This window comes from Rhizobium sp. GN54, from assembly GCF_021026345.1.
In the GTDB taxonomy this organism is placed as follows: domain Bacteria; phylum Pseudomonadota; class Alphaproteobacteria; order Rhizobiales; family Rhizobiaceae; genus Mycoplana.
In genome coordinates this window covers 135,669-155,477 of sequence record NZ_JAJNCZ010000008.1, presented here as the reverse complement: position 1 = coordinate 155,477, position 19,809 = coordinate 135,669, and the positions used below count along the sequence as shown (strand labels likewise).

Below are 19,809 nucleotides of genomic sequence, written 5' to 3'. Positions count from 1 at the left end.
ATTGCGCGCATGATGCCGACGAAGACCGTCCTTGCCGCTCTGGCCGTTCTGGCGCTCTGCACAAGCCCCGTCCGCCCTGCGCTTGCAGCCGAAATCACCTTCGTGACGGAGGAATATGCCCCCTTCAACTATTCCGAAGACGGCTCCATCCGGGGCATCGCGGTCGAACAGGTCCGCAGGATTGCAAAAGCCGCCGGCGTCTCCTACCGCATGGAGATCATGCCCTGGGCGCGCGCCCTGATGCTGGCCAAGCGGGAGGCGGACCATTGCGTCTTCACCACCGCCCACACCCCCGAGCGGCACGAGAGGTTCACCTGGGTCGAGCCCCTGCTCCGCGACCAGATGGTCATGGTCAGGCGTAAGGGAAGCCCGGTCGACGCGGCGACGCTCGACGAGGCCCGCGCCTTCCGGATCGGCTCGCAGCGCGGCGACATCGGCTACGATGTCCTGACGCAACTGGGCTTCACCGGCATCGACCTCGCCACCGACATCGCAATCACGCTCGGCAAGCTCAGGAGCGGCCGGATCGACCTGATGCCGACCTCCGTGAAAACCTACGACGCGCTGATCGCCGAAGGCGAACCGATCGAGCGGGCCATGCTCATGGAGGGGCAGGTCTACGGCATCGCCTGCAACAGGAGCGTGCCGAAGACAACGATCGATGCCCTGCAGAAGGCGCTCGACGCGCTTGTCACCAGCGGCGACCAGGACGCCATCTTCGCCCGCTACGGCCTGCCTCCCAATACCCGCACGGCGCAGCGATAGATCGTTCCGCCTCAGAATTTGGTTGACATCACCCGCGATTGGCGGTGGGACAGCGGCAGAGAGACGGTCCTTTCGACACTAGGCGAGCGCGTCCCATGCTGATCATCGCAGGCCTCGGCAATCCTGGCCCCAAATATGCCGGCAACCGGCACAATATCGGCTTCATGGCCGTGGACGCCATCCACCGCAAGAACCCGTTCTCGCCGTGGTCGAGGAAGTTCAAGGGTGAGATCGCCGAGGGCGAGCTTGCCGGCGAGAAGGTGCTGCTGATCAAGCCGCAGACCTTCATGAACCTGTCCGGTGAAGCCGTCGGCGAGGCGATGCGCTTCTACAAGCTCGCGCCCAAGGACATCGTCGCGATCTATGACGAGCTCGACCTTGCGCCCGGCAAGGCGCGCATCAAGACCGGCGGCGGCCATGGCGGCCACAACGGCGTGAAATCGCTCGACGCCCATTGCGGCCGCGACTATCGCCGCCTGCGGCTCGGCATCGGCCACCCGGGCGTCAAGGAACTGGTGCACAACCACGTGCTCGGCGATTTCGCCAAGGCCGACCACGCCTGGCTCGATCCCCTGCTCGACGAACTGGCGATCAATGCCGACATGCTGGTGCGGGGCGAGGATTCGCAGCTGATGAACAAGCTCGCGCTTGCCATAGGCGCCACGCCGGAGGAGAAGCCGAAGCCTGCCGCCCAGCCGAAGCCCGCCGGCGGCCAGTCGCATATCCGCCAGGCGCGCAACCACAACCAGCCCAAGATTCTGCCGGCGACCGGCCCGATGGCGGAGATGCTGAAGAAGCTGCTCGGCAACAAGGGCGACTGAGCCCCCTCGCGTCAGGTCGTCCCTGATCGACCGTGTGCGCTATTCTTCCGGCTCGGTCCGGAACATCAGCGGAAAACCGGCCTCCTTGGCAAGGTCCGTCGCCTCGGTCGCCTTGGTCTCGGCGATGTCGCGGGCGCAGACCACGACCACGCAGGTCCCGAGCTTGTGCGCCGTCATCATCACCCGGTAGCCCGCATCCTCGCTCATGCGGAAGACGGCGCGCAGCACGAGGATGACGAACTCGCGCGGCGTGTAGTCGTCGTTGACGAGGATCACCTTGTAGAGTTTCGGACGCTCCAGCTTCGGCTTGGTGACGGCCTTCGGCCGGACCGCCGTATCCTTGCTGCTCATCGGAAGGACGTCTCCTGAGTGAGGATCGGGGCAGCCTTTGGCGGCTATAACCTCGCCATTGTGCAACGCCATCCGCGGCGTCGCAAGGGCAAGGGCGGTTTCCGACCCGGAGAGAGCCTTCCGGCAGCGTCCGTCGCGTCACGGACCGGAGGCAGGCTGCGGCCGCGCCGTCACCCCTGCTGCGGGGTGCGGACGACCTTTCCTTCCTCGGCCTTGTAGAAATACTGGCTGGCGACCAGCCACCCCTTCAATGGCCTGAGCGGCGGGATGCAGGTGGCCAGCAGGAACGGCCCGGTGACGAAGAGCTGCGTCCAGAACGAGGCGCTGAAGGCGACCTCCAGCCAGACCGCCAGCAGGACGCTGGGCACGCAGGCGAAACAGATCACGAAGAAGGCCGGGCCATCGGCAGGATCGGCAAAGGAATAGTCGAGCCCGCAGGCCTCGCATTTCGGCTTCAGCGTCAGGAAACCGTCGAACAGATGTCCCTGGCCGCAGCGCGGACAGCGTCCCCGGATGCCCGTCTCCATCGGCGGCAGTGCTGGGTAGTCCTCGACCATGATGCGGATCCTTCCGAACAACCATTCAATATCGTCATTGAATGCAGTCATACAGATACAATCACCATCAATTCCTGTCGAGACGTCAGAGTGACGCAGCCTGAATTCCAGGGAATTGCGGGCGTTTCTGGCTTCCTTGAATGCAATTGACTGCATATTGTATTGATTCAGTCCCGCGACCACCCGCCTTGCCTTCGGCTGCCGCCGACAGGCTGTCCCCGCGGCCAGTCGGGCCACGTTCGCGCCGCGCAAGCCTGCCCTGCCCCGTATTCACGGCGCTGCGGACTTGACCTCCCCCGGCCCTTCCCCCATAGCGAGGGCAAGGATCCTTAAGACACGGACGGACCATTTCCATGGGTTTCAAATGCGGTATCGTCGGGCTGCCGAATGTCGGCAAGTCCACCCTCTTCAACGCGCTGACCAAGACGGCCGCCGCGCAGGCCGCCAACTATCCCTTCTGCACGATCGAGCCCAATACCGGTGAGGTCGCCGTTCCCGATCCGCGCATGCAGCAGCTCGCCGCGATCGCCGGATCGAAGGAGATCATCCCGACGCGCATCTCCTTCGTCGACATCGCCGGCCTCGTGCGCGGCGCCTCCAAGGGTGAAGGCCTCGGCAACAAGTTCCTCGCCAATATTCGCGAGGTCGATGCCGTCGTGCACGTGCTGCGCTGCTTCGAGGACGACGACATCACCCATGTCGAGGGCCGCATCAATCCGGTCGGCGATGCCGATACGATCGAGACCGAGCTGATGCTCGCCGACCTGGAAAGCCTGGAGCGCCGCGTCGAGCAGACGCGCAAGCGCGCCACCGGCAAGGACAAGGAAGCGACCGCACAGCTGCCGGTGATGGAAGCGGTGATCAAGCTCCTGAACGAGGGCAAGCCGGCCCGCCTTCTGCTGAAGACGCTGGCACCGGAGGAAATCGAGGTCCTCAGGGGCCTCAACCTCTTGACCTCGCATCCCGTGCTCTACGTCTGCAACGTCGCCGAGGCCGACGCCTCGACCGGCAACGAGCACACCGCAGCCGTCGCCGCCATGGCGAAGGAACAGGGCGCCGAATGCGTGATCATCTCGGCGGCGATCGAATCCGAAGTCGCCCAGTTGCCGGAAGAGGAAGCCAGCGAGTTCCTGTCCGCGCTCGGCCTCGAGGAGGCAGGCCTCGACCGGCTGATCCGCGCCGGCTACCACCTGCTCGACCTGATCACCTATTTCACCGTCGGCCCCAAGGAGACGCGCGCCTGGACGATCGTGCGCGGCACCAAGGCGCCGGCCGCAGCCGGCGTGATCCATACGGATTTCGAACGCGGCTTCATCCGCGCCTTCACCATCTCCTATGACGACTACCTCGCCTACAAGGGCGAAGTCGGCGCCAAGGAAGCCGGCAAGGGCCGCGACGAAGGCAAGGAATACGTCGTCCAGGACGGCGACGTCATCCATTTCCGCTTCAACACCTGATTACGTCCATCGGCATGCCGGCGCGGGTATCGCGCGCCGGCTGCGCCCACGTTCAATGAACGGCGTGCAGCCTCGAGGCGATGCCCTCGGGCATGAAGCCCATCACCAGGCGCCGCAGCGCCGGCCAGAAGATGCCCACGCCAAGCACGACGACACCCACCGCCAGGATCGCCACATAGACATAGCTCGACGCCTCGAAGGCGTTCTGGCGCAGCAGCGTCCAGATCGCGGCACCGAGCGACACCAGCCCCGAGGTCACGAAGGCGCGCCGGTCGATCACGAGCCCGACGAGCATGAAGCCCGAAACGATGGCGATGACGACCGCCGCCTGGGCAAGGGACGCCTGCCCGCCCGGCCATTGCACCGAGAAGCGGTCAAGGAAGACGAAGGCGAGCAGCGCATAGAGCAGGAAGGGGGCAGCGCCGAGGTGCAGCCAGAAGGCGATGTCGGAGCGGCGCGTCTGCCGTTGCGGATCGGACAGGTCGTAGCGCATGGCGACCGCAAACAGGCCGAGCGCGGCCAGAAGGAAGACCAGTGCCGAAGCGAGGCTGTGCTCGGCGACGAACTGATCGGTGCCGGCAATCCGGCCAGGCAGGGCGAGGACCAGGAGGACCGCCAGCGCAAAGGCCGAAATCAGCGTCAGCGCCAGCGACAGCGGCACCCGGTAGCGCCAATAATAGAGGCCGAGCAGGACTGGAAAGCCTGCCAGGAACGCGCAGGCGTAGGTGACGGTGTTCCATCCCTCCGCGACCGAGCCGATCATCGCCCCGATCAGGTAGCTCGCCCCTTGCACGAAGGCGATCGTCAGCACCACGGCCGGCAGCGCCAGCCTCTGCCGGCGCACCAGCACTTCGCTCAGCAGGATGACGGCCGGAAGAAGTGCAAGCACGCTTGCAAGCCCCGACAGCCCGACGAGCGCCACGACGATGCCGATGGTGATCAGCACGTCATGGAACCCGCGCACGAAGCGCGGCGCTTCCGTGTCGGCGATGTCGCGCGGCGGATCGGCGATCCCCTCAGCGGCGGCAGGGGCAGGCGCTGCCGGGATATAGCGGCCGTGTGCGGCGAGGAAGGCTGCAAGCCCCGCGACCTGGCCGTCGCCGACGATCCCCTGCCTGGCCGCCTGCCTGAGCGTTTCCTCGAGTTCCCTCGTCACGTCTTTTCCGTCCTGTTTCCGGCGCGATGCGCTCATTGATTGCAAGACCGGTGGTATCGTTTTCTGCTATGCAATGCCAGCCGCATCTGTCCGGCCAAGGAGGTTTGCACTTGCTCTGTTTCGAAGATTTTCCGGTCGGCCGGCGGTTCGACTTCCCGAGCCGGGTGATGACGGCCGAAGAGATCGTGGCTTTTGCAACCGAGTTCGACCCGCAGCCGATGCATGTCGACGAGGCGGCCGGCAAGGCCAGCGTGCTCGGCGGGCTCGCCGCCTCCGGCTGGCACACCTGCGCCGTCATGATGCGGATGCTGTGCGAGAGCTACATCGACAGGACCGCCGGCGAAGGCTCGCCCGGCGTGCAGAGCATGGAATGGAAGCGGCCGGTCCTTGCCGGCGACACGCTCTCCGGCCATTGCCGCGTGGTCGAGGCGCGCGTCTCGCGCTCCCGGCCCGAGATCGGCATCGTGCGCTTCGTCGCGGACGTCACCAACCAGCGCGGCGAAACGGTCGCCGTCTGCGACTACGCCAACATGATCCGCGTCAAGGCAACGGAGGCCGCCGCCGATGCGCATGGCTGAACTCTATCCGGTCGGTGGCAAGACAGTCCTCGGATCGCATCTCTTCACGGCAGAGGACATCATCCGCTATGCGCGCCAGTTCGATCCGCAGCCCTTCCACGTCGATCCGGAAGCGGCCAGGCATTCGCTGTTCGGCGGCCTCTGCGCCTCCGGCTGGCACACCTGCGCCGGCTGGATGAAGACCTTCGTCGCCTTCTGGACCGCCGAATACGTCCGGCTGAAGAAGGAGGGCAAGGTTCCGCCCGAACTCGGCCCCGCGCACGGCTTCCGCGACCTGCGCTGGTTCAGGCCGGTCTTCGCCGGCGACACGATCACCTATTCCGTGACGCTGCTCGAAACGCGCGAGCAGGCCTCCCGCCCCGGCCGGCTGATCGACACGATCCTGTGCGAGGGCGTCAACCAGAACGGCGAACCGGTGATCCGCTTCGAAAGCACGGTGATGGAGTTCGCCTGATCGCCTGATCGTCTTCATCGAAGGCAATGTTGGAAACCGCATGCTCGCAACGATTGTCGATCTTCTTGGCCTTTGCTTGCTGCTTGGCGTAGCAAGCTTCATCGGATCTGTCTGGTATGTCGCCTCAAAGGACTATCCGCTGATGAGGCGCGATCCGAACTATATGTCGTTCTTCTTCATCCAAAGAAAACGCATGGCCAGGCTGCTGCTGGCTCTAGGCTTGCTCAATGTCACCACCATGGCAGCCCTTCTTATCCTCATCTCTATCCGCGACGGGCGCCTGTGACGGCCCGCTCGGCCGCCATCACCTTCCAATGTCGGCGTAGCCTTTGACGCAAGCCGAACAAGAGTGGCGTCAGTGGCCCTCGTAGGCCACCAGCGTGCGCACCTCGACGTCCATCGCCTCCAGCTTCGCCCGTCCGCCGAGTTCCGGCAGGTCGATGACGAAGCAGGCGGCGACGATATCGGCTCCGAGCTGGCGCAGCAGCTTCACCGCCGCCACCGCCGTGCCCCCGGTGGCGATCAGATCATCCACCAGGATCACCTTGTCGCCGGGCTTCAGTGCATCCTTGTGCACCTCCATCTCGTCGACGCCGTATTCGAGGCTGTAGGCGATGCGCACGGTCTCGCGCGGCAGCTTCCCCTTCTTGCGGATCGGGATGAAGCCGCTCGACAGCTGGTGCGCCATCGCGCCGCCAAGGATGAAGCCCCGCGCCTCGATCCCCACCACATGGGCGATCCCCAGGCCCGCATAGGGGTGGACCAGCTCATCGACCGCCCGCCGGAACGCCCGCGGATTGCCGAGCAGCGTGGTGATGTCGCGGAACATGATGCCGGGCTTCGGATAGTCCGGGATGTTGCGGATGGAAGCGATCAGTTCGTCCTGGAGGGTGGTCATGAAATAGGTCCGTATGGCAAGTCGGCAAAGAAAAGATGGGCAACGACCGGCAAATGCAAGGGCAGAGTTCACTGCACAATCAAAAAAGGCGGCCGGTGGGGCCGCCTTTTTTCGTTTCTGCCGGAACCGTTCAGTGTTCCTTGTTCGCGTAGACCGATTTCTTGGTCAGGTAGATCAGGCCGGTGAAGATCACCAGGAAGACCATCACCATGAAGCCGGTGCGCTTGCGCGCCTCCAGGTGCGGCTCGGCAGCCCACATCAGGAAGGCGGATACGTCGTGGGCATATTGGTCGACCGTCTGCGGCGCGCCATCGTCATAGGTGACCTGGTCGTCGGAGAGCGGCGCCGCCATGGCCAGCGCCGCGGCGTTGGCGAAGTAGGGATTGTAGTGCGTGCCCTCGGCTACTTCGACGCCGGCCGGCGGATCCTGGTAGCCGGTCAGGAGCGAGTAGATATAGTCCGGCCCGCCTTCCTGATACTGCGTGAAGATGTCGAACACGAACTGCGGGAAGCCGCGGGTGATGCCGCGGGCTTTCGCGATCAGCGAGAAGTCCGGCGGCGCCGCGCCGTTGTTGGCCGCTGCTGCCGCCTCGTGGTTCGGGAACGGCGACGGGAAGCGGTCGGACGGGATCGCCGGGCGGGTGAACATCTCGCCATCGGCGTTCGGGCCGTCCTCCACCTCGTAGTTCGCGGCGAACGTCTTCACCTGCGCATCCGAATAGCCGAGGTCTCCGAGCGTGCGGAAGGCGACGAGGTCCATCGAGTGACAGGCCGCGCAGACCTCGGTGTAGACCTTCAGGCCGCGCTGCAGCTGGCCCCGGTCGTACGTGCCGAACGGGCCGGCGAATGACCACTCCTGCTCGCGCGGGTGATTGATCGGGAAGTGCTGGGTCGCGTGTTCGGCTTCCGCACCGCCGGCGGCATGGTCCTCCTGGGCGGTCGCGATCGAGACACCAAGGCCGGCTGCGACTGCGAGCGACAGGATGCTTGCAACAAGCTTTTTCATTTTTTCGGTTCCTTTCGTCGCGTCGCGATCAGGCCTTGGCCAGCGTTGCGGTGGCGTTCTTCTTTTCCAGAACCGCTTCCGTGATGGAGTTCGGAATGCGCTTCGGGGTCTCGATCAGGCCGAGGACCGGCATGATGACGAGGAAGAAACCGAAGTAGTAGAGCGTGCCGAGCTGCGAAAGGATGACGTAGATGCCTTCTGCCGGCATGGCGCCGAGCCAGCCGAGCATGATGGCGTTGGCGACGAACAGCCAGAAGAACAGCTTGTACCACGGACGGTACACGGCCGAACGGACCTTCGAGGTGTCGAGCCAGGGCAGGAAGAACAGGACGATGATCGAGCCGAACATCACCAGGACGCCGCCGAGCTTGCTGTCGATCGGGCCGATGTTGAAGGTGATGGCGCGCAGCATCGCGTAGAACGGCAAGTAGTACCATTCCGGAACGATGTGGGCGGGCGTCTTCAGCGGATCGGCAGGGATGTAGTTGTCCGGATGGCCGAGATAGTTCGGCATGTAGAAGATGAACCAGGCGAACACGATCAGGAAGATCGAGACGCCGAGCGCGTCCTTCAGCGTCGCATAGGGCGTGAACGCGACGGTGTCGGTCTTGGACTTCACCTCGACGCCGGTCGGGTTGGTCTGGCCGACCACATGCAGCGCCCAGATGTGCAGGACGACGACGCCGGCGATCATGAACGGCAGCAGGTAGTGCAGCGAGAAGAAGCGGTTCAGCGTCGGCTGGTCGACGGCGAAGCCGCCGAGCAGGAACTGCTGGATCCACTCACCCACCAGCGGGAAGGCCGAGAAGAAGCCGGTGATGACGGTCGCGCCCCAGAAGGACATCTGGCCCCAGGGCAGCACGTAGCCCATGAAGCCGGTCGCCATCATCAGCAGATAGATGACGACGCCGAGGATCCACAGGATCTCGCGCGGCGCCTTGTAGGAGCCGTAGTAGAGGCCGCGGGCGATGTGGAGGTAGACCGCGATGAAGAAGAAGGATGCGCCGTTGGCGTGCATGTAGCGCAGCAGCCAACCGTGGTTGACGTCGCGCATGATCTTTTCGACCGAGTTGAACGCCTCGCCGGTGCTGGCCACATAGTGCATGGCCAGCACGATGCCGGTCAGGATCTGGGCGATCAGCATGACCGAAAGCATGGCGCCGAACGTGTAGGCGTAGTTCAGGTTGCGCGGAACGGGGTAGGAGACGAAGCTGTCATGGATCATGCGCGGCAAAGGCAGGCGCGAATCGACCCATTTCTCGATGCCGGTGGTCGGCTGGTACGTGGAATGCTCAGCACTCATATTCGGTGTTCCCCTCAACCGATCCGGATAACGGTGTCTGACACGAATGAATAGGTCGGCACGTGGAGGTTCTCCGGCGCCGGACCTTTTCGGATACGGCCCGCAGTATCGTAGTGCGAGCCATGGCAGGGACAGAACCACCCGCCGAAATCCCCGGCCTGGCCGAGCGGCACGCAGCCGAGATGGGTGCACGAACCGATCATGACGATCCAGTTTTCCTTGCCCTCGCCGGCGGAACGATCGAGGTCGGTCGCCTCGGCATCGGCGGGAACGTTCGCGTTGCGCGCGACCGGATCCTTCAGCTCGGCCATCGGAACGGACTTCGCTTCGTCGACTTCCGCGTCGGTGCGGTTGCGGATGAAGATCGGCTTGCCGCGCCATTTCGCCGTCAGCGACATGCCGGGCGTCAGGCTCGAGACGTCGACTTCGATCGAGGCGAGCGCCAGCGTCGAGGCGTCCGGGCGCATCTGGTCGATGAACGGCCAGGCAACGGCCGCAGCGCCGACGACGCCGGCCATTCCGGTCGTAAGGTAAAGAAAATCGCGACGCGAGGGCTCGCCCGCTGTACCGCCTGTAGTTTCGTGTTCGCTCACGACCTGACCATCCTCTCCAGCAACTCCGCGGCGAACCGCAACTGCCTCTCTGCACCCGGAAATCCGGACACAATGCGGCCATAGATTCCCCGCCAATCGGGCGGGTTCTATGCTTGATCGGCAAATATGTCCAGCCTTGGCGGGGCTTGGTGGGCACAATGTCGCGGGAAAAGCCATACGTGTGTTTTCATTGACGCATTGGGCGCGGTGCCGGACATGGTGCGAGGCAAGCGCAGGCTCGCCGGCAGGCGATGCCCCTATGGCAAGGCCGCGCCGCATCGGATAGGCTGCATCCATGGACAGGAAAGAGATCATAAAGCTGATCGAACAGGTCAAGCCGGACCTCGAAGCGGAGGGCGTGACGCATCTGGCCCTGTTCGGCTCGCGCGCGCGGGGAAACAACCGCCGGGATAGCGACATCGACATCCTGATCGACGTCACGCCGGGCAGTTCCTTTTCGCTCCTGAACCTCGTCGGGGTGGAGCACATCGTCGCCGACGCCACCGGCCTCACCTCGAACGCCGTCTTGCGACGCAGCCTCGACGAGGACTTCCGCAAGACCATTCAGACCGATATCGTCGAGATTTTCTGATGGCCGACCGGGCGGAACGCCGGCTCAGGGACATGCTGGACGCGATCGAACAGATCGAAGGAATGCTCGCGGACAAGACGCTCGAAGACCTGAACGACGATCGGTACCTGCGTGCAGCCTATGAACGCTTCCTGGAGATTCTGAGCGAGGCGTCCCGCCATGTTCCGCCCAGCCTGAAGGAGGCTTTCCCCGACATTCCCTGGCGCCGGATTGCCGACATCGGCAATCACCTGCGGCACGCCTACCAGCAGATCGATACCGAAGTGCTCTGGAACATCCGCTCGGGCGGCGACCTGGCCTTGCTGCGATCGGCGGTGGAGCAGCTTCTGCGATCCGACCGGTAGCGCTACTCCGCCGCGGCATCCTGGGCGAGGAATCCGCCGGACTGGCGTGCCCACAGCTCGGCGTAGATGCCGCCTTTGGCGACGAGTTCGGCATGCGATCCCTGCTCGACGATGTGGCCGCGGTCCATCACCACCAGGCGGTCGAGGGCGGCGATGGTGGAGAGCCTGTGGGCGATCGCAAGCACGGTCTTGCCGTGCATCAGCCGGGAGAGGTTGGACTGGATCGCCGCCTCGACTTCCGAATCGAGCGCCGACGTCGCCTCGTCGAGGACGAGGATCGGCGCGTCCTTCAGCATGACGCGGGCGATCGCGATCCGCTGGCGCTGGCCGCCGGAGAGCTTCACCCCGCGCTCGCCGACATGGGCGTCGTAGCCGCGGCGTCCGCGCTGGTCCTCCAGCCGCAGGATGAACTCGTTGGCCTCCGCCTCGGCGGCGGCCTCGATCATTTCCGCCTCGCTGGCATCGGCCTTGCCGAACAGGATGTTGTCGCGGATCGAGCGGTGCAGCAGCGCGGTATCCTGGCTCACCATGCCGATATTCGCGCGCAGGCTCTCCTGCGTCACCGCCGCGATGTCCTGGCCGGCGACGAGGATGCGCCCGCCCTCCAGCTCGTAGAAGCGCAGGAGCAGGTTGACCAGCGTCGACTTTCCGGCGCCCGAGCGGCCGACGATGCCCACCTTCTCGCCCGGCTTGATGGTCAGCGACAGGTTCTCGATCACGCCCGATTCGCGGCCGTAGTGGAAACGGATGTTCTCGAAGCGAATCTCCGGCCGGCTCACCGCCAGCGGCCGGGCATCCGGCCGGTCGACCAGGCCGATCGGCTGAGAGATCAGCTCGGCCGAATTCTGGATCGTGCCGATGTTGCGCATGATGTTGTTCAATTGCGTCATCAGCCGGTTGAGCAGGAAATTGAGCCGCAGCACCAGCGCCATAGTGAAGGCGACGGCACCCGAGGTGATCGAGGAGGCGAGCCAGAGGTGGATGCAGAGCACGCCCATCGAAACGATCATGATGCCCGACAGCAGCGCCATCGAGGCGCGCACGCCGGTGAGGAACCGGGCAAAGCGCCGGATCGTCTCCTGGTAGGTCTCGAAGCCCTGCAGCATGTAGCGGTCGTTGACGTCGTCGCGGCCGAACAGCTTGAGCGTCTGGATGTTGGAATAGGCATCGACCATGCGGCCGTTCAGCATCGAGGCAGCCTCGGCCGATTCCTTCGAATGGTAGCGGATGCGCGGCACGAAGAAGCGTGCCAGCAGCGAAAAGACGCCGATCCAGACGCAGATGATCAAAGCCAGCCGCAGGTCCAGCCCGCCGATCAGCACCAGCGTCGAGGCCGCGTAGATCGTCACGAACCAGACGCTTTCCATGAACGAGGTGATGACGTCCCCCGTCGCCTGTCCGGCCGACCAGACCTTGGTGACGATCCGTCCGGAAAAATCGTTCTGGAAGAAGGAGAGCGACTGGCGGGCAACATGCGCATAGGACTGCCAGCGCACCATGTTGTAGAAGCCCTGGGTGATGACCTGCTGGTCGAACAGCGCCGTCAGGAAGGTGACGGCGAAGCGGACGATGCCGATCAGCGCCAGCATCGCCAGCAGTTCGTAGCCGTGCCCGGCGATCAGGCCGCCCCAGCCGTCCTCCGGCTTCACGCTCGCCAGGATGTCGACGACCCGCCCGACGAACCAGAAGGTCGCCGCCTCGATCGCCGCCGTCAGCCCGCCGAGGATCAGCATGGCCACGAACGGCCCCGGCGCCTGGCGCACGTAGAACGCGGTGAAGCCGATCAGGCCTGAGGGCGGGCGCAGATCCTCGGTCCGCGCGAACGGCCTGATCCAGTTTTCGAAGTAGGAGAAGAGCGCGCGCAGGACCATGGCCGAAGATATAGGCCGATTCCGCGACGCGGCAAATTAAACTTCGGCAAGCAAGGCCGGCCCGGACGAGGCTGGCGGCGCGCCTGAGAGACGCGCCGCGTTCGGTTTCCTGTTGCCGGCGGCAGCGCTACTCCGCCGCCGCCTCGCTCTTTTCGTCGTCGGCGATGAAGCCGCCGGACTGACGGGTCCACAGGTCGGCATAGATGCCGCCCTTCGCGACGAGCTCGGCATGGGTGCCCATCTCGTGGATGTGTCCCTTGTCCAGCACGACGAGCCGGTCCATTTCCGTCAGCGTCGACAGGCGGTGGGCGATCGCGATCACCGTCTTGCCCTCCATCAGCGCGAACAGGTTCTCCTGGATCGCCGCCTCGACTTCAGAATCGAGCGCCGAGGTCGCCTCGTCGAGGATCAGGATCGGCGCGTCCTTGAGGAACACGCGGGCAATCGCGATCCGCTGGCGCTGGCCGCCGGAGAGCTTGACCCCGCGCTCGCCGACCTGGGCGTCCAGGCCCTTGCGGCCGTGCAGGTCGACCAGGTCCTCGATGAAGCTCCAGGCATTGGCGCGCCGGGCCGCCTCGATGATCTCGGCGTCGGTCGCATCCGGCCGGCCGTAGGCGATGTTGTCGCGGATCGTGCGGTGCAACAGCGAGGTGTCCTGCGTCACGACGCCGATCTTGCTGCGCAGGCTGTCCTGCGTGACCCTGGCGATGTCCTGTCCGTCGATGGTGATACGCCCTCTCTCCAGGTCGTAGAACCGCAGGAGCAGGTTCATCATTGTCGTCTTGCCGGCACCCGAGCGGCCGACGAGGCCGATCTTCTCGCCGGCTGCGATGGCAAGCGACAGGTCGCCGATCACGCCCTTGCTGCGCCCATAGTGGAAGCCGACGCCCTCGAAGTCGATCGCACCCTTCTTCGCAGACAGGATTTCGGCCTGCGGATGGTCGGTGATGTCGTGCGCCTTCGTCATCATGCCCATGCCGTCATAGACGGTGCCGATGTTCTCGAACAGCGCCGAGACTTCCCACATGATCCACTGCGACATGCCGTTGATGCGCATGGCAAGGCCGATCGCGATCGCGATCGCGCCGACCGAGATCGCGCCGTTCAGCCAGAAGCCGATCGACAGCGAGCCGATGGCGAACAGGGCCACGCAGTTGTTCACGTAGACGAGGATGTGGAACATCGTCACCTTGCGCATCTGCCGGTGCACGGTCTGCAGGAACTCGTCCATGCCGTTGCGGGCATAATCCTCCTCGCGGCCGGCATGCGAGAACAGCTTCACCGTTGCGATGTTGGTGTAGCTGTCGACGATCCGCCCGGTCATCATCGAGCGGGCGTCGGCCTGCTCGGACGAGATCTTGCGCAGCTTCGGCACGTAATACCAGACGATCGCCACGTAGATGGTCAGCCAGACGATCAGCGGCGCCACCAGCCGGACGTCGGCATTCGCCACCACCGCGATCATGGTGACGAAATAGGTGACGACATAGACGAAGACGTCGAGGATCTTCATCACCGTCTCGCGCACGGCAAGCGAGGTCTGCATCACCTTGGTCGCGACGCGCCCGGCGAACTCGTTGGCGAAGAACGTCATGCTCTGGCGCAGGAGGTAGCGGTGCATCTGCCAGCGCGCGATCATCGGATAGTTGCCGAGCAGCACCTGGTGCATGATCAGCGAATCGAGCGCCACCACCAGCGGCAGGCCGACCAGCACGATCGCCCCCATCCAGAAGAGCCGCGTCCCCTCCGTCTGAAGGAAGCTCGCGCGATCGGCATTCGACAGCCAGTCGACGATATTGCCGAGGAACTGGAACAGCATCACCTCGCCGACGGCGATCAGCGCCGTCAGGATCGCCATGATGAAGAGCCACGGCGCCGCGGGTCTGGTGTAGTGCCAGCAAAAGGCGAAAAGACCCTGCGGCGGAAGCGTCGGCTCCTCGGCAGGATAGGGATTCAGTCTGCTTTCAAACCAGCCGAACATGGTGGTTCACTCTCCGAAAATTGACCCGGACCCTCTCGAAAGCGGCCTGCGCCATGGGCGGGCGGGCACTTCGGGCCGGGAAGGCCGCATGGCGGCGAACGGGGCCGGATGCGGTCGATTGAAAAGGCGAAGTTGGAAAAGAGCGTCGAGCGCCTAGGCGAGGCGGCGGAATAGGCCGTCAAGGAGGCGTGGTCGATAAGCTGTGTCCATCCGGCTGCCTCCCTGTTCTCGCGTTGAGGATGACGCTTGTTAACCTGAATTGCGTCGTTTTGCCAGCGCATTCCGCCAATTCCGGCGTCATCCGCCCCCGGCCTGTTGCGCGATCGGCACAAACTGCCGCCCGGACCGACGAAGAGGGCCTTTGGCAAGGCTCCGCTTTGCGCTATGGCAGGGCATGTCCGACCTGCGCATCGCCCTCTACCAGCCCGACATCGCCGGCAACACCGGAACGATCCTGCGCCTTGCCGCCTGCCTCGGGCTCGGCGTCGACGTGATCGAGCCGGCCGGCTTCGACATCTCCGACCGCAGCCTGAAACGCGCCGGCATGGATTATCTCGCCGCCGTCGCGCTGACCCGCCACGTCACCTGGGAGCGTTTCGAGGAATGGCGGGAGGCGTCCGGCCGCAGGCTCGTCCTCGCCTCGACGAAGGCGGCGACGCCCTATGTCGACGTCGCCTACCGGCCGGACGACGTGCTGCTCTTCGGCCGCGAGAGCGCCGGCGTTCCCGATCACGTCCACGCGCGGGCGGACGCCCGCATCCTCATCCCGATGGTCGAGGGGCAGCGATCGATCAACGTCGCCATGTCGGCCGCGATGATCGCCGGCGAGGCGCTGCGGCAGACGGGCTTCGCCTGAGCCGCCCGCTCCGCCACCGCCCTCGCCCCGGGCCTGCACCTCAGGCGGCCGCGCTGTCATAGACGCTCTCCTCGCGGGCGTTCCTGAGCGCCCGCGCCCACCAGAACAGCCGCTGCATCATGACGATCAGCGGTCCTCGCATCTGCGCCGGGCGGAAGGGATGGCCCTGCGAATCGAAATGCGACCAGGCGTGCGCCAGGCTCACGGTGTCGCGGATGGTGACGGCGTGCAGTTCGGCGAACACCTGCCTGAGCTGCTCGACGGCGCGCAGGCCGCCGGAAACGCCGCCATAGGAGACGAAGGCGACGGGCTTGGCATGCCAGGGCCGGTAGGCGCTGTCGATCAGCGCCTTCAATACGGCCGGATAACCGTGATTGTATTCCGGCACGACGATCAGGAAGGCATCCGCCGCCTCCAGTCTCGTCTCGATGATCGCCGCCGAAAGCTCGTCCGGCCCGCCGGCGGAAAAGGTCAGTTCGGCGGGATCGAGGACCGTCAGCGCGCAGCCGCCGACCTCGCGCAGTTCCGCCTTGAGCCAGTCGGCCACCGTATCGCAGAAACGCTCCTCGCGGGCGCTGCCATAGATCATCGTGACGCGGATATGCTCTTTCATGCTGTGACTCCGGTTTCAAAGGCTACGGAGACGATGCTATAAAACCTCAACCATAGTTGAGGTCAACAGCGCCCATGCCGAATCCGGAACAAAAGATCCCCTTCGAACTGAGCGTCGGCGAAGTCGCCGCCCGCAGCGGCATCGCCGTGTCGACACTGCATTTCTACGAGACCAAGGGGCTGATCCGCAGCAACCGCAACCGCGGCAACCAGCGCCGCTACCCGCGCTCGATCCTGCGCCGGGTGGCGGTGATCAAGATCGCCCAGAAAACCGGGATTCCGCTTTCGGAGATCGCCGATGCGCTGTCGGCCCTGCCGCACGACCGGCCGCTGTCGAGCGCCGACTGGCACGCGCTGTCGCTGCGCTGGCGCAAGATGCTCGACGAGCGCATCGCGAGACTGACCGCCCTTCGCGATCAGTTGGAGGGCTGCATCGGCTGCGGCTGCCTGTCGATGCAGGAATGCCCCCTGCGCAACCCTTATGATGCGCTTGGCCGCGACGGCAGCGGCGCACGGCTCATCGAGCCCTGACCGCCACCCGTACCGTCCCGGTACGGGTAACCGTCATTCCGGGGAGGGGAACTGCCCGTTTCGTCAGGGAAGCTTGCTGGCCAGCAGCTTGTCGATCCGGCGGCCGTCCATGTCGACGATCTCGAACTGCCAGCCCTGTGTCTGGGCGATCTCGCCGGTGACCGGCAGGTGCTGCAGCACGTCGATGATCAGGCCGGCGACCGTCTGGTAGTTGCGGTTTTCCGGCAGGGAGAGGCCGAAGCGGTCCGCCAGTTCGTCGATCGGCATGGAGCCGGAGATCAGCCACGAACCGTCAGCACGCTCGACCGCATAGTCGTCCTCCTCGCCCTCGCCGATGTCGGAGCGGAACACGCCGGCGATCGCCTCGAGCACGTCGGCCGGCGTCAGCACGCCCTCGAAGTGGCCGTATTCGTCGTGAACCAGCAGCATCGGCACGTCGGACGAGCGCAGCGCCTCCAGCACGCGCATCGCGTCCATGCCGTCCGGGATGACCGGCGCCTGGCGGATGTAGCTGCGGATGTCGAACGGCGCACCGGAGGCGATGGCCGGCAGGAGCTCGCGCGTCTGCAGGATGCCCATGATCGATTCGATGCCGTCCTCGCTGACCGGAAGGCGCGAGTGCTGGCTGGTGAAGATCTGCTGGCGGAGCTCGGCCGGATCGTCGGAAAGGTCGATCCAGTCCACGTCCTTGCGCGGCGTCATCAGCCCGCGAGCCTCGCGGTCGGAGAAGCGCATCACGCCGGCGATCATGCTCTGCTCGCCGCTCTCGATGACGCCGGCGGCCTCGGCCTCGGCCATCACCGCCTTGATCTCCTCGTCGGTGACGACGCTTTCGGGCGCCTCGTGCAGGCCGAAGATGCGGAAGATGACCTTGGTCGAGCCGTCCAGCAGCCAGACGAACGGGCCGCCGACCTTGGACAGGAGCGACATGCCGGGCGCCACCATGCAGGCGAAGCGCTCCGGATTGCGCAGCGCGATCTGCTTGGGCACGAGTTCGCCGATCACGACCGAGAGATAGGTGATCAGCGTGATGACGATGCCGTAGCCGAGCGGGCCTGCGAGCCAGGCCGGGACCTCGGCGTCGAGCAGGATCTGGCCGAGCCGCCCGCCGAGTGCCGCTCCCGAGACCGCGCCGGCGAGGATGCCGACCAGCGTGATGCCGATCTGGACCGTGGAGAGGAACCTGCCGGGATTGTCGGCCAGCCGGATGGCGGCCTCGGCGCCGCGCCGCCCCTGGGCGGCCATTGTTTTCAGCCGGACCCTGCGCGACGAGACGATGGAGAGTTCGGAAAGGGCAAAGAGACCGTTGATGACGATAAGAAGAAATGCAATCGCGAGTTCGAACAAGCGGTGTTCGCCGGACGCATTGATCGAACCGGCACCTTTCAGCTGTTTCAGATGGCCGCAATCTAAGGGGCGCGTGGTTCCCGGTCAATGCACTCCTTGTCTACCTTCGGGCGAATTGCGTTCAGCGCCGCGAGGCAGGCGAGCGTACCGAGCGAAAGGGCAAGCGCGACCAGCAGCGCCGCCCGGCTGCCGAAGCCGTCGATCATGAAGCTGAAGAGGGGTGGTGCTGCGGCAAAGGCGAGGTTGAGCGGCAGGCCGGCGCGGGCGATCGCGGTGGCATAATCGGCGCCCTCGAAGAAGACGAGCGGCATCGTCGCCCGGCTGACCGCCATGGCGCCGCTGGAAAGCCCGTAGAGAACGAGAAAGGCGACGATCGACCACTGGGCGCCGGAACCTGCGATCAGGACCGCGAGCGACACTGGCATCAGGCCGGCCGCCACGAGCCCCGTCGTCAGCCCGTCCCAGCGGTTTCCGCCGAGAAAATCGATCAGCCGCGCCGACATCTGCACTACGCCGATCGCGGACGCGAAACCGACGGCGAGCGCTGTCGGGACGGAGAGATCGCGAAACAGCGCGATGACGACGAGCTGGAAGCCCCAGGTGACGAAGCCGTTCAGCGCGATCGCCCCGACGATCAGGCCCATGACCAGCCAGTAGCGGCGGCCGGTCGCGCTGCGCCGGCCGGTATCGACATCCCGCATCGAAATCGCCGGCCGCACCGGCCGCAGCCCGAAGAGGGTCAGCGGCACGACGACCAGCAGCATGGCGCCCGCGAAGAGGACGAAGGTCGCCCGCCAGCCGAAGGCCTGCTGCAGGAAGGCGGCCGCCGGCCAGGAGACGGTCGGCGCCAGGGCCATGGCGAGCATCTGCGCCCCGATCGCCCGCCGGGCGGCGATAGAAAACGCCTGCGACAGGTAGACATGCGCCGCATTCGTCAGCGCGCCCGCGCCTGCGATCCCGAGCACCACCCAGCCGGCATAGTAGACCGCAGGGCTCTGCGCGGTGGCGAGGAGGACGAAGCCCGGAAGGGCGGCAAGGCTCCCCGCGACCAGCACCATGCGCGGATCGACGCGCCGGTAGAGAAAGGCCGTCGCCGGCGACGCGAGCGCCATGGCCACCAGCATCGCGGACGGGCCGAGGAACACCTCCGCCGCCGTCAGGCCGAGATCCGTGGCGATCGCATCGCCCAGCACCGACACCGCCATGAACATGGTGGCCCAGGAGATGATCTGGGTAACGGAAAGGATCGCGACGGCGCGGAACATGCGGGAAAAATCCGGTGGAGCGCCCTCCTACCGCATGCGCGCAAAAACCGATGTGTCTGCCGCGCTACAACCGACGACAAATCGACGCGGGCCCCGTAGAACGCTTCGGGATCGGACCCGTCAGTCCGCGCTGGGCAGCCGGCGCATGGTGAATTCGATCCGGTCACCTTCCAGGGGCCGCCAGCTTTCCACCTCGGTCCAGTAAGCGGCCTTCGGCCAGGTTTCGAACCATTCCCGCGCCTTCTGGCGCGCGGCATCGCGCTCGAGCTGGTAGGTCTCGCGGACGAAGTGGCCCTTTTGCTGCGCGGTGCGCGCCTGCCTGCTCTGTTCGATCCGCCGCTTCAGGCCGTCGAGCGGCGGGGGACCTGGAATACGCGCCATTCAGAAAGCCTCCGGCAGCACATTCATGTTTGCAAGATAGGATGCCGGCGCGACTTTGGCGAGTCCCGCCCTGTTCAGGTGAATCGCGGC

Annotated in this window: 23 protein-coding genes; 10 read left to right on the top strand and 13 right to left on the bottom strand. The window is 65.3% G+C overall.

Annotation, left to right across the window (positions count from 1 at the left end):
- Nucleotides 1-9: 9 nt before the first annotated feature.
- Together LQK81_RS19970 and pth are read left to right on the top strand one after the other, a co-directional pair.
- Complete coding sequence (locus LQK81_RS19970) at nt 10-765, top strand: substrate-binding periplasmic protein (protein WP_230808139.1); 756 nt, start codon at nt 10-12, stop codon at nt 763-765.
- Between the two features lie 95 nt (nt 766-860).
- Entirely contained in the window at nt 861-1,586 is a 726-nt protein-coding gene (gene pth, locus LQK81_RS19965; RefSeq protein ID WP_230808138.1) for an aminoacyl-tRNA hydrolase, read from the top strand.
- 39 nt (nt 1,587-1,625) lie between these two features.
- Here pth and clpS read toward each other — a convergent pair whose 3' ends face one another.
- Both clpS and LQK81_RS19955 read right to left on the bottom strand, forming a co-directional pair.
- A complete protein-coding gene (gene clpS, locus LQK81_RS19960; protein ID WP_230808137.1) occupies nt 1,626-1,937 on the bottom strand; it encodes an ATP-dependent Clp protease adapter ClpS in 312 nt (103 codons plus the stop codon).
- 170 nt (nt 1,938-2,107) lie between these two features.
- The gene (locus LQK81_RS19955) at nt 2,108-2,494 is read right to left on the bottom strand and encodes a DUF983 domain-containing protein (protein WP_230808136.1); all 387 of its coding nucleotides are present in this window, start codon (nt 2,492-2,494) and stop codon (nt 2,108-2,110) included.
- Nucleotides 2,495-2,847: 353 nt separating this feature from the next.
- Between LQK81_RS19955 and ychF the strand changes: the two genes are divergently transcribed.
- A complete protein-coding gene (gene ychF / locus LQK81_RS19950) occupies nt 2,848-3,951 on the top strand; it encodes a redox-regulated ATPase YchF (protein WP_230808135.1) in 1,104 nt (367 codons plus the stop codon).
- Nucleotides 3,952-4,003: 52 nt separating this feature from the next.
- Here ychF and LQK81_RS19945 read toward each other — a convergent pair whose 3' ends face one another.
- Nucleotides 4,004-5,107 carry a hypothetical protein gene (locus LQK81_RS19945; RefSeq protein WP_230808134.1) on the bottom strand — a complete coding sequence of 368 codons (1,104 nt, stop codon included), beginning with the start codon at nt 5,105-5,107 and terminating at the stop codon, nt 4,004-4,006.
- 110 nt (nt 5,108-5,217) lie between these two features.
- On the opposite strand from LQK81_RS19945, the gene LQK81_RS19940 reads away from it, so the two are divergent.
- From LQK81_RS19940 to LQK81_RS19930, 3 genes are read left to right on the top strand one after another with little or no spacing between them, the layout of a single operon-like run.
- Nucleotides 5,218-5,685: a MaoC family dehydratase gene (locus LQK81_RS19940; RefSeq protein WP_442967161.1), complete on the top strand. Its 468-nt coding sequence runs from the start codon at nt 5,218-5,220 to the stop codon at nt 5,683-5,685.
- The gene (locus tag LQK81_RS19935; protein ID WP_230808132.1) at nt 5,672-6,139 is read left to right on the top strand and encodes a MaoC family dehydratase; all 468 of its coding nucleotides are present in this window, start codon (nt 5,672-5,674) and stop codon (nt 6,137-6,139) included. The genes LQK81_RS19940 and LQK81_RS19935 overlap by 14 nt, the downstream gene beginning before the upstream one ends.
- 40 nt (nt 6,140-6,179) lie before the next feature.
- On the top strand, nt 6,180-6,425 hold the full coding sequence (locus LQK81_RS19930) for a hypothetical protein (protein WP_230808131.1): 246 nt from the start codon (nt 6,180-6,182) through the stop codon (nt 6,423-6,425).
- Nucleotides 6,426-6,494: 69 nt separating this feature from the next.
- Here the strand turns inward: LQK81_RS19930 and LQK81_RS19925 are convergent, their stop codons facing one another.
- The 4 genes from LQK81_RS19925 to petA form a co-directional block, all read right to left on the bottom strand.
- A complete protein-coding gene (locus LQK81_RS19925; protein WP_230808130.1) occupies nt 6,495-7,037 on the bottom strand; it encodes an adenine phosphoribosyltransferase in 543 nt (180 codons plus the stop codon).
- A 130-nt stretch (nt 7,038-7,167) separates the two neighbouring features.
- Nucleotides 7,168-8,043 (bottom strand): cytochrome c1, encoded by an 876-nt coding sequence (locus tag LQK81_RS19920; protein WP_230808129.1) that lies wholly within the window; start codon nt 8,041-8,043, stop codon nt 7,168-7,170.
- Nucleotides 8,044-8,071: 28 nt separating this feature from the next.
- Nucleotides 8,072-9,346 (bottom strand): cytochrome b, encoded by a 1,275-nt coding sequence (locus tag LQK81_RS19915; protein WP_230808128.1) that lies wholly within the window; start codon nt 9,344-9,346, stop codon nt 8,072-8,074.
- Between the two features lie 14 nt (nt 9,347-9,360).
- Complete coding sequence (gene petA, locus LQK81_RS19910; RefSeq protein ID WP_230808127.1) at nt 9,361-9,939, bottom strand: ubiquinol-cytochrome c reductase iron-sulfur subunit; 579 nt, start codon at nt 9,937-9,939, stop codon at nt 9,361-9,363.
- A 295-nt stretch (nt 9,940-10,234) separates the two neighbouring features.
- On the opposite strand from petA, the gene LQK81_RS19905 reads away from it, so the two are divergent.
- Nucleotides 10,235-10,531 carry a nucleotidyltransferase family protein gene (locus LQK81_RS19905; RefSeq protein WP_230808126.1) on the top strand — a complete coding sequence of 99 codons (297 nt, stop codon included), beginning with the start codon at nt 10,235-10,237 and terminating at the stop codon, nt 10,529-10,531.
- On the top strand, nt 10,531-10,875 hold the full coding sequence (locus LQK81_RS19900) for a HepT-like ribonuclease domain-containing protein (protein ID WP_230808125.1): 345 nt from the start codon (nt 10,531-10,533) through the stop codon (nt 10,873-10,875). Before LQK81_RS19905 ends, LQK81_RS19900 begins: the two co-directional genes overlap by 1 nt.
- Nucleotides 10,876-10,877: 2 nt before the next feature.
- On the opposite strand, the gene LQK81_RS19895 is transcribed toward LQK81_RS19900, so the two are convergent.
- Nucleotides 10,878-12,746, bottom strand: a complete 1,869-nt coding sequence (locus tag LQK81_RS19895) for an ABC transporter ATP-binding protein (protein ID WP_230808124.1) — start codon at nt 12,744-12,746, stop codon at nt 10,878-10,880.
- A gap of 127 nt (nt 12,747-12,873) precedes the next feature.
- A complete protein-coding gene (locus LQK81_RS19890; RefSeq protein ID WP_230808123.1) occupies nt 12,874-14,727 on the bottom strand; it encodes an ABC transporter ATP-binding protein in 1,854 nt (617 codons plus the stop codon).
- A 394-nt stretch (nt 14,728-15,121) separates the two neighbouring features.
- Here LQK81_RS19890 and LQK81_RS19885 point away from each other — a divergent pair, with 394 nt between their 5' ends.
- Nucleotides 15,122-15,583 (top strand): tRNA (cytidine(34)-2'-O)-methyltransferase, encoded by a 462-nt coding sequence (locus LQK81_RS19885; protein ID WP_230808221.1) that lies wholly within the window; start codon nt 15,122-15,124, stop codon nt 15,581-15,583.
- A 40-nt stretch (nt 15,584-15,623) separates the two neighbouring features.
- Here LQK81_RS19885 and LQK81_RS19880 read toward each other — a convergent pair whose 3' ends face one another.
- Entirely contained in the window at nt 15,624-16,196 is a 573-nt protein-coding gene (locus LQK81_RS19880) for an NADPH-dependent FMN reductase (protein WP_230808122.1), read from the bottom strand.
- Nucleotides 16,197-16,270: 74 nt separating this feature from the next.
- Between LQK81_RS19880 and soxR the strand changes: the two genes are divergently transcribed.
- Nucleotides 16,271-16,726, top strand: coding sequence for a redox-sensitive transcriptional activator SoxR (gene soxR, locus LQK81_RS19875; RefSeq protein WP_230808121.1), 456 nt, complete (start codon nt 16,271-16,273; stop codon nt 16,724-16,726).
- Between the two features lie 63 nt (nt 16,727-16,789).
- On the opposite strand, the gene LQK81_RS19870 is transcribed toward soxR, so the two are convergent.
- From LQK81_RS19870 to LQK81_RS19860, 3 genes are all read right to left on the bottom strand, one after another.
- The gene (locus LQK81_RS19870) at nt 16,790-18,073 is read right to left on the bottom strand and encodes a hemolysin family protein (protein ID WP_230808120.1); all 1,284 of its coding nucleotides are present in this window, start codon (nt 18,071-18,073) and stop codon (nt 16,790-16,792) included.
- A 62-nt stretch (nt 18,074-18,135) separates the two neighbouring features.
- Nucleotides 18,136-19,338 (bottom strand): MFS transporter, encoded by a 1,203-nt coding sequence (locus LQK81_RS19865; RefSeq protein WP_230808119.1) that lies wholly within the window; start codon nt 19,336-19,338, stop codon nt 18,136-18,138.
- A gap of 120 nt (nt 19,339-19,458) precedes the next feature.
- Nucleotides 19,459-19,719, bottom strand: a complete 261-nt coding sequence (locus LQK81_RS19860) for a hypothetical protein (RefSeq protein WP_112611839.1) — start codon at nt 19,717-19,719, stop codon at nt 19,459-19,461.
- Nucleotides 19,720-19,809: the final 90 nt, after the last annotated feature.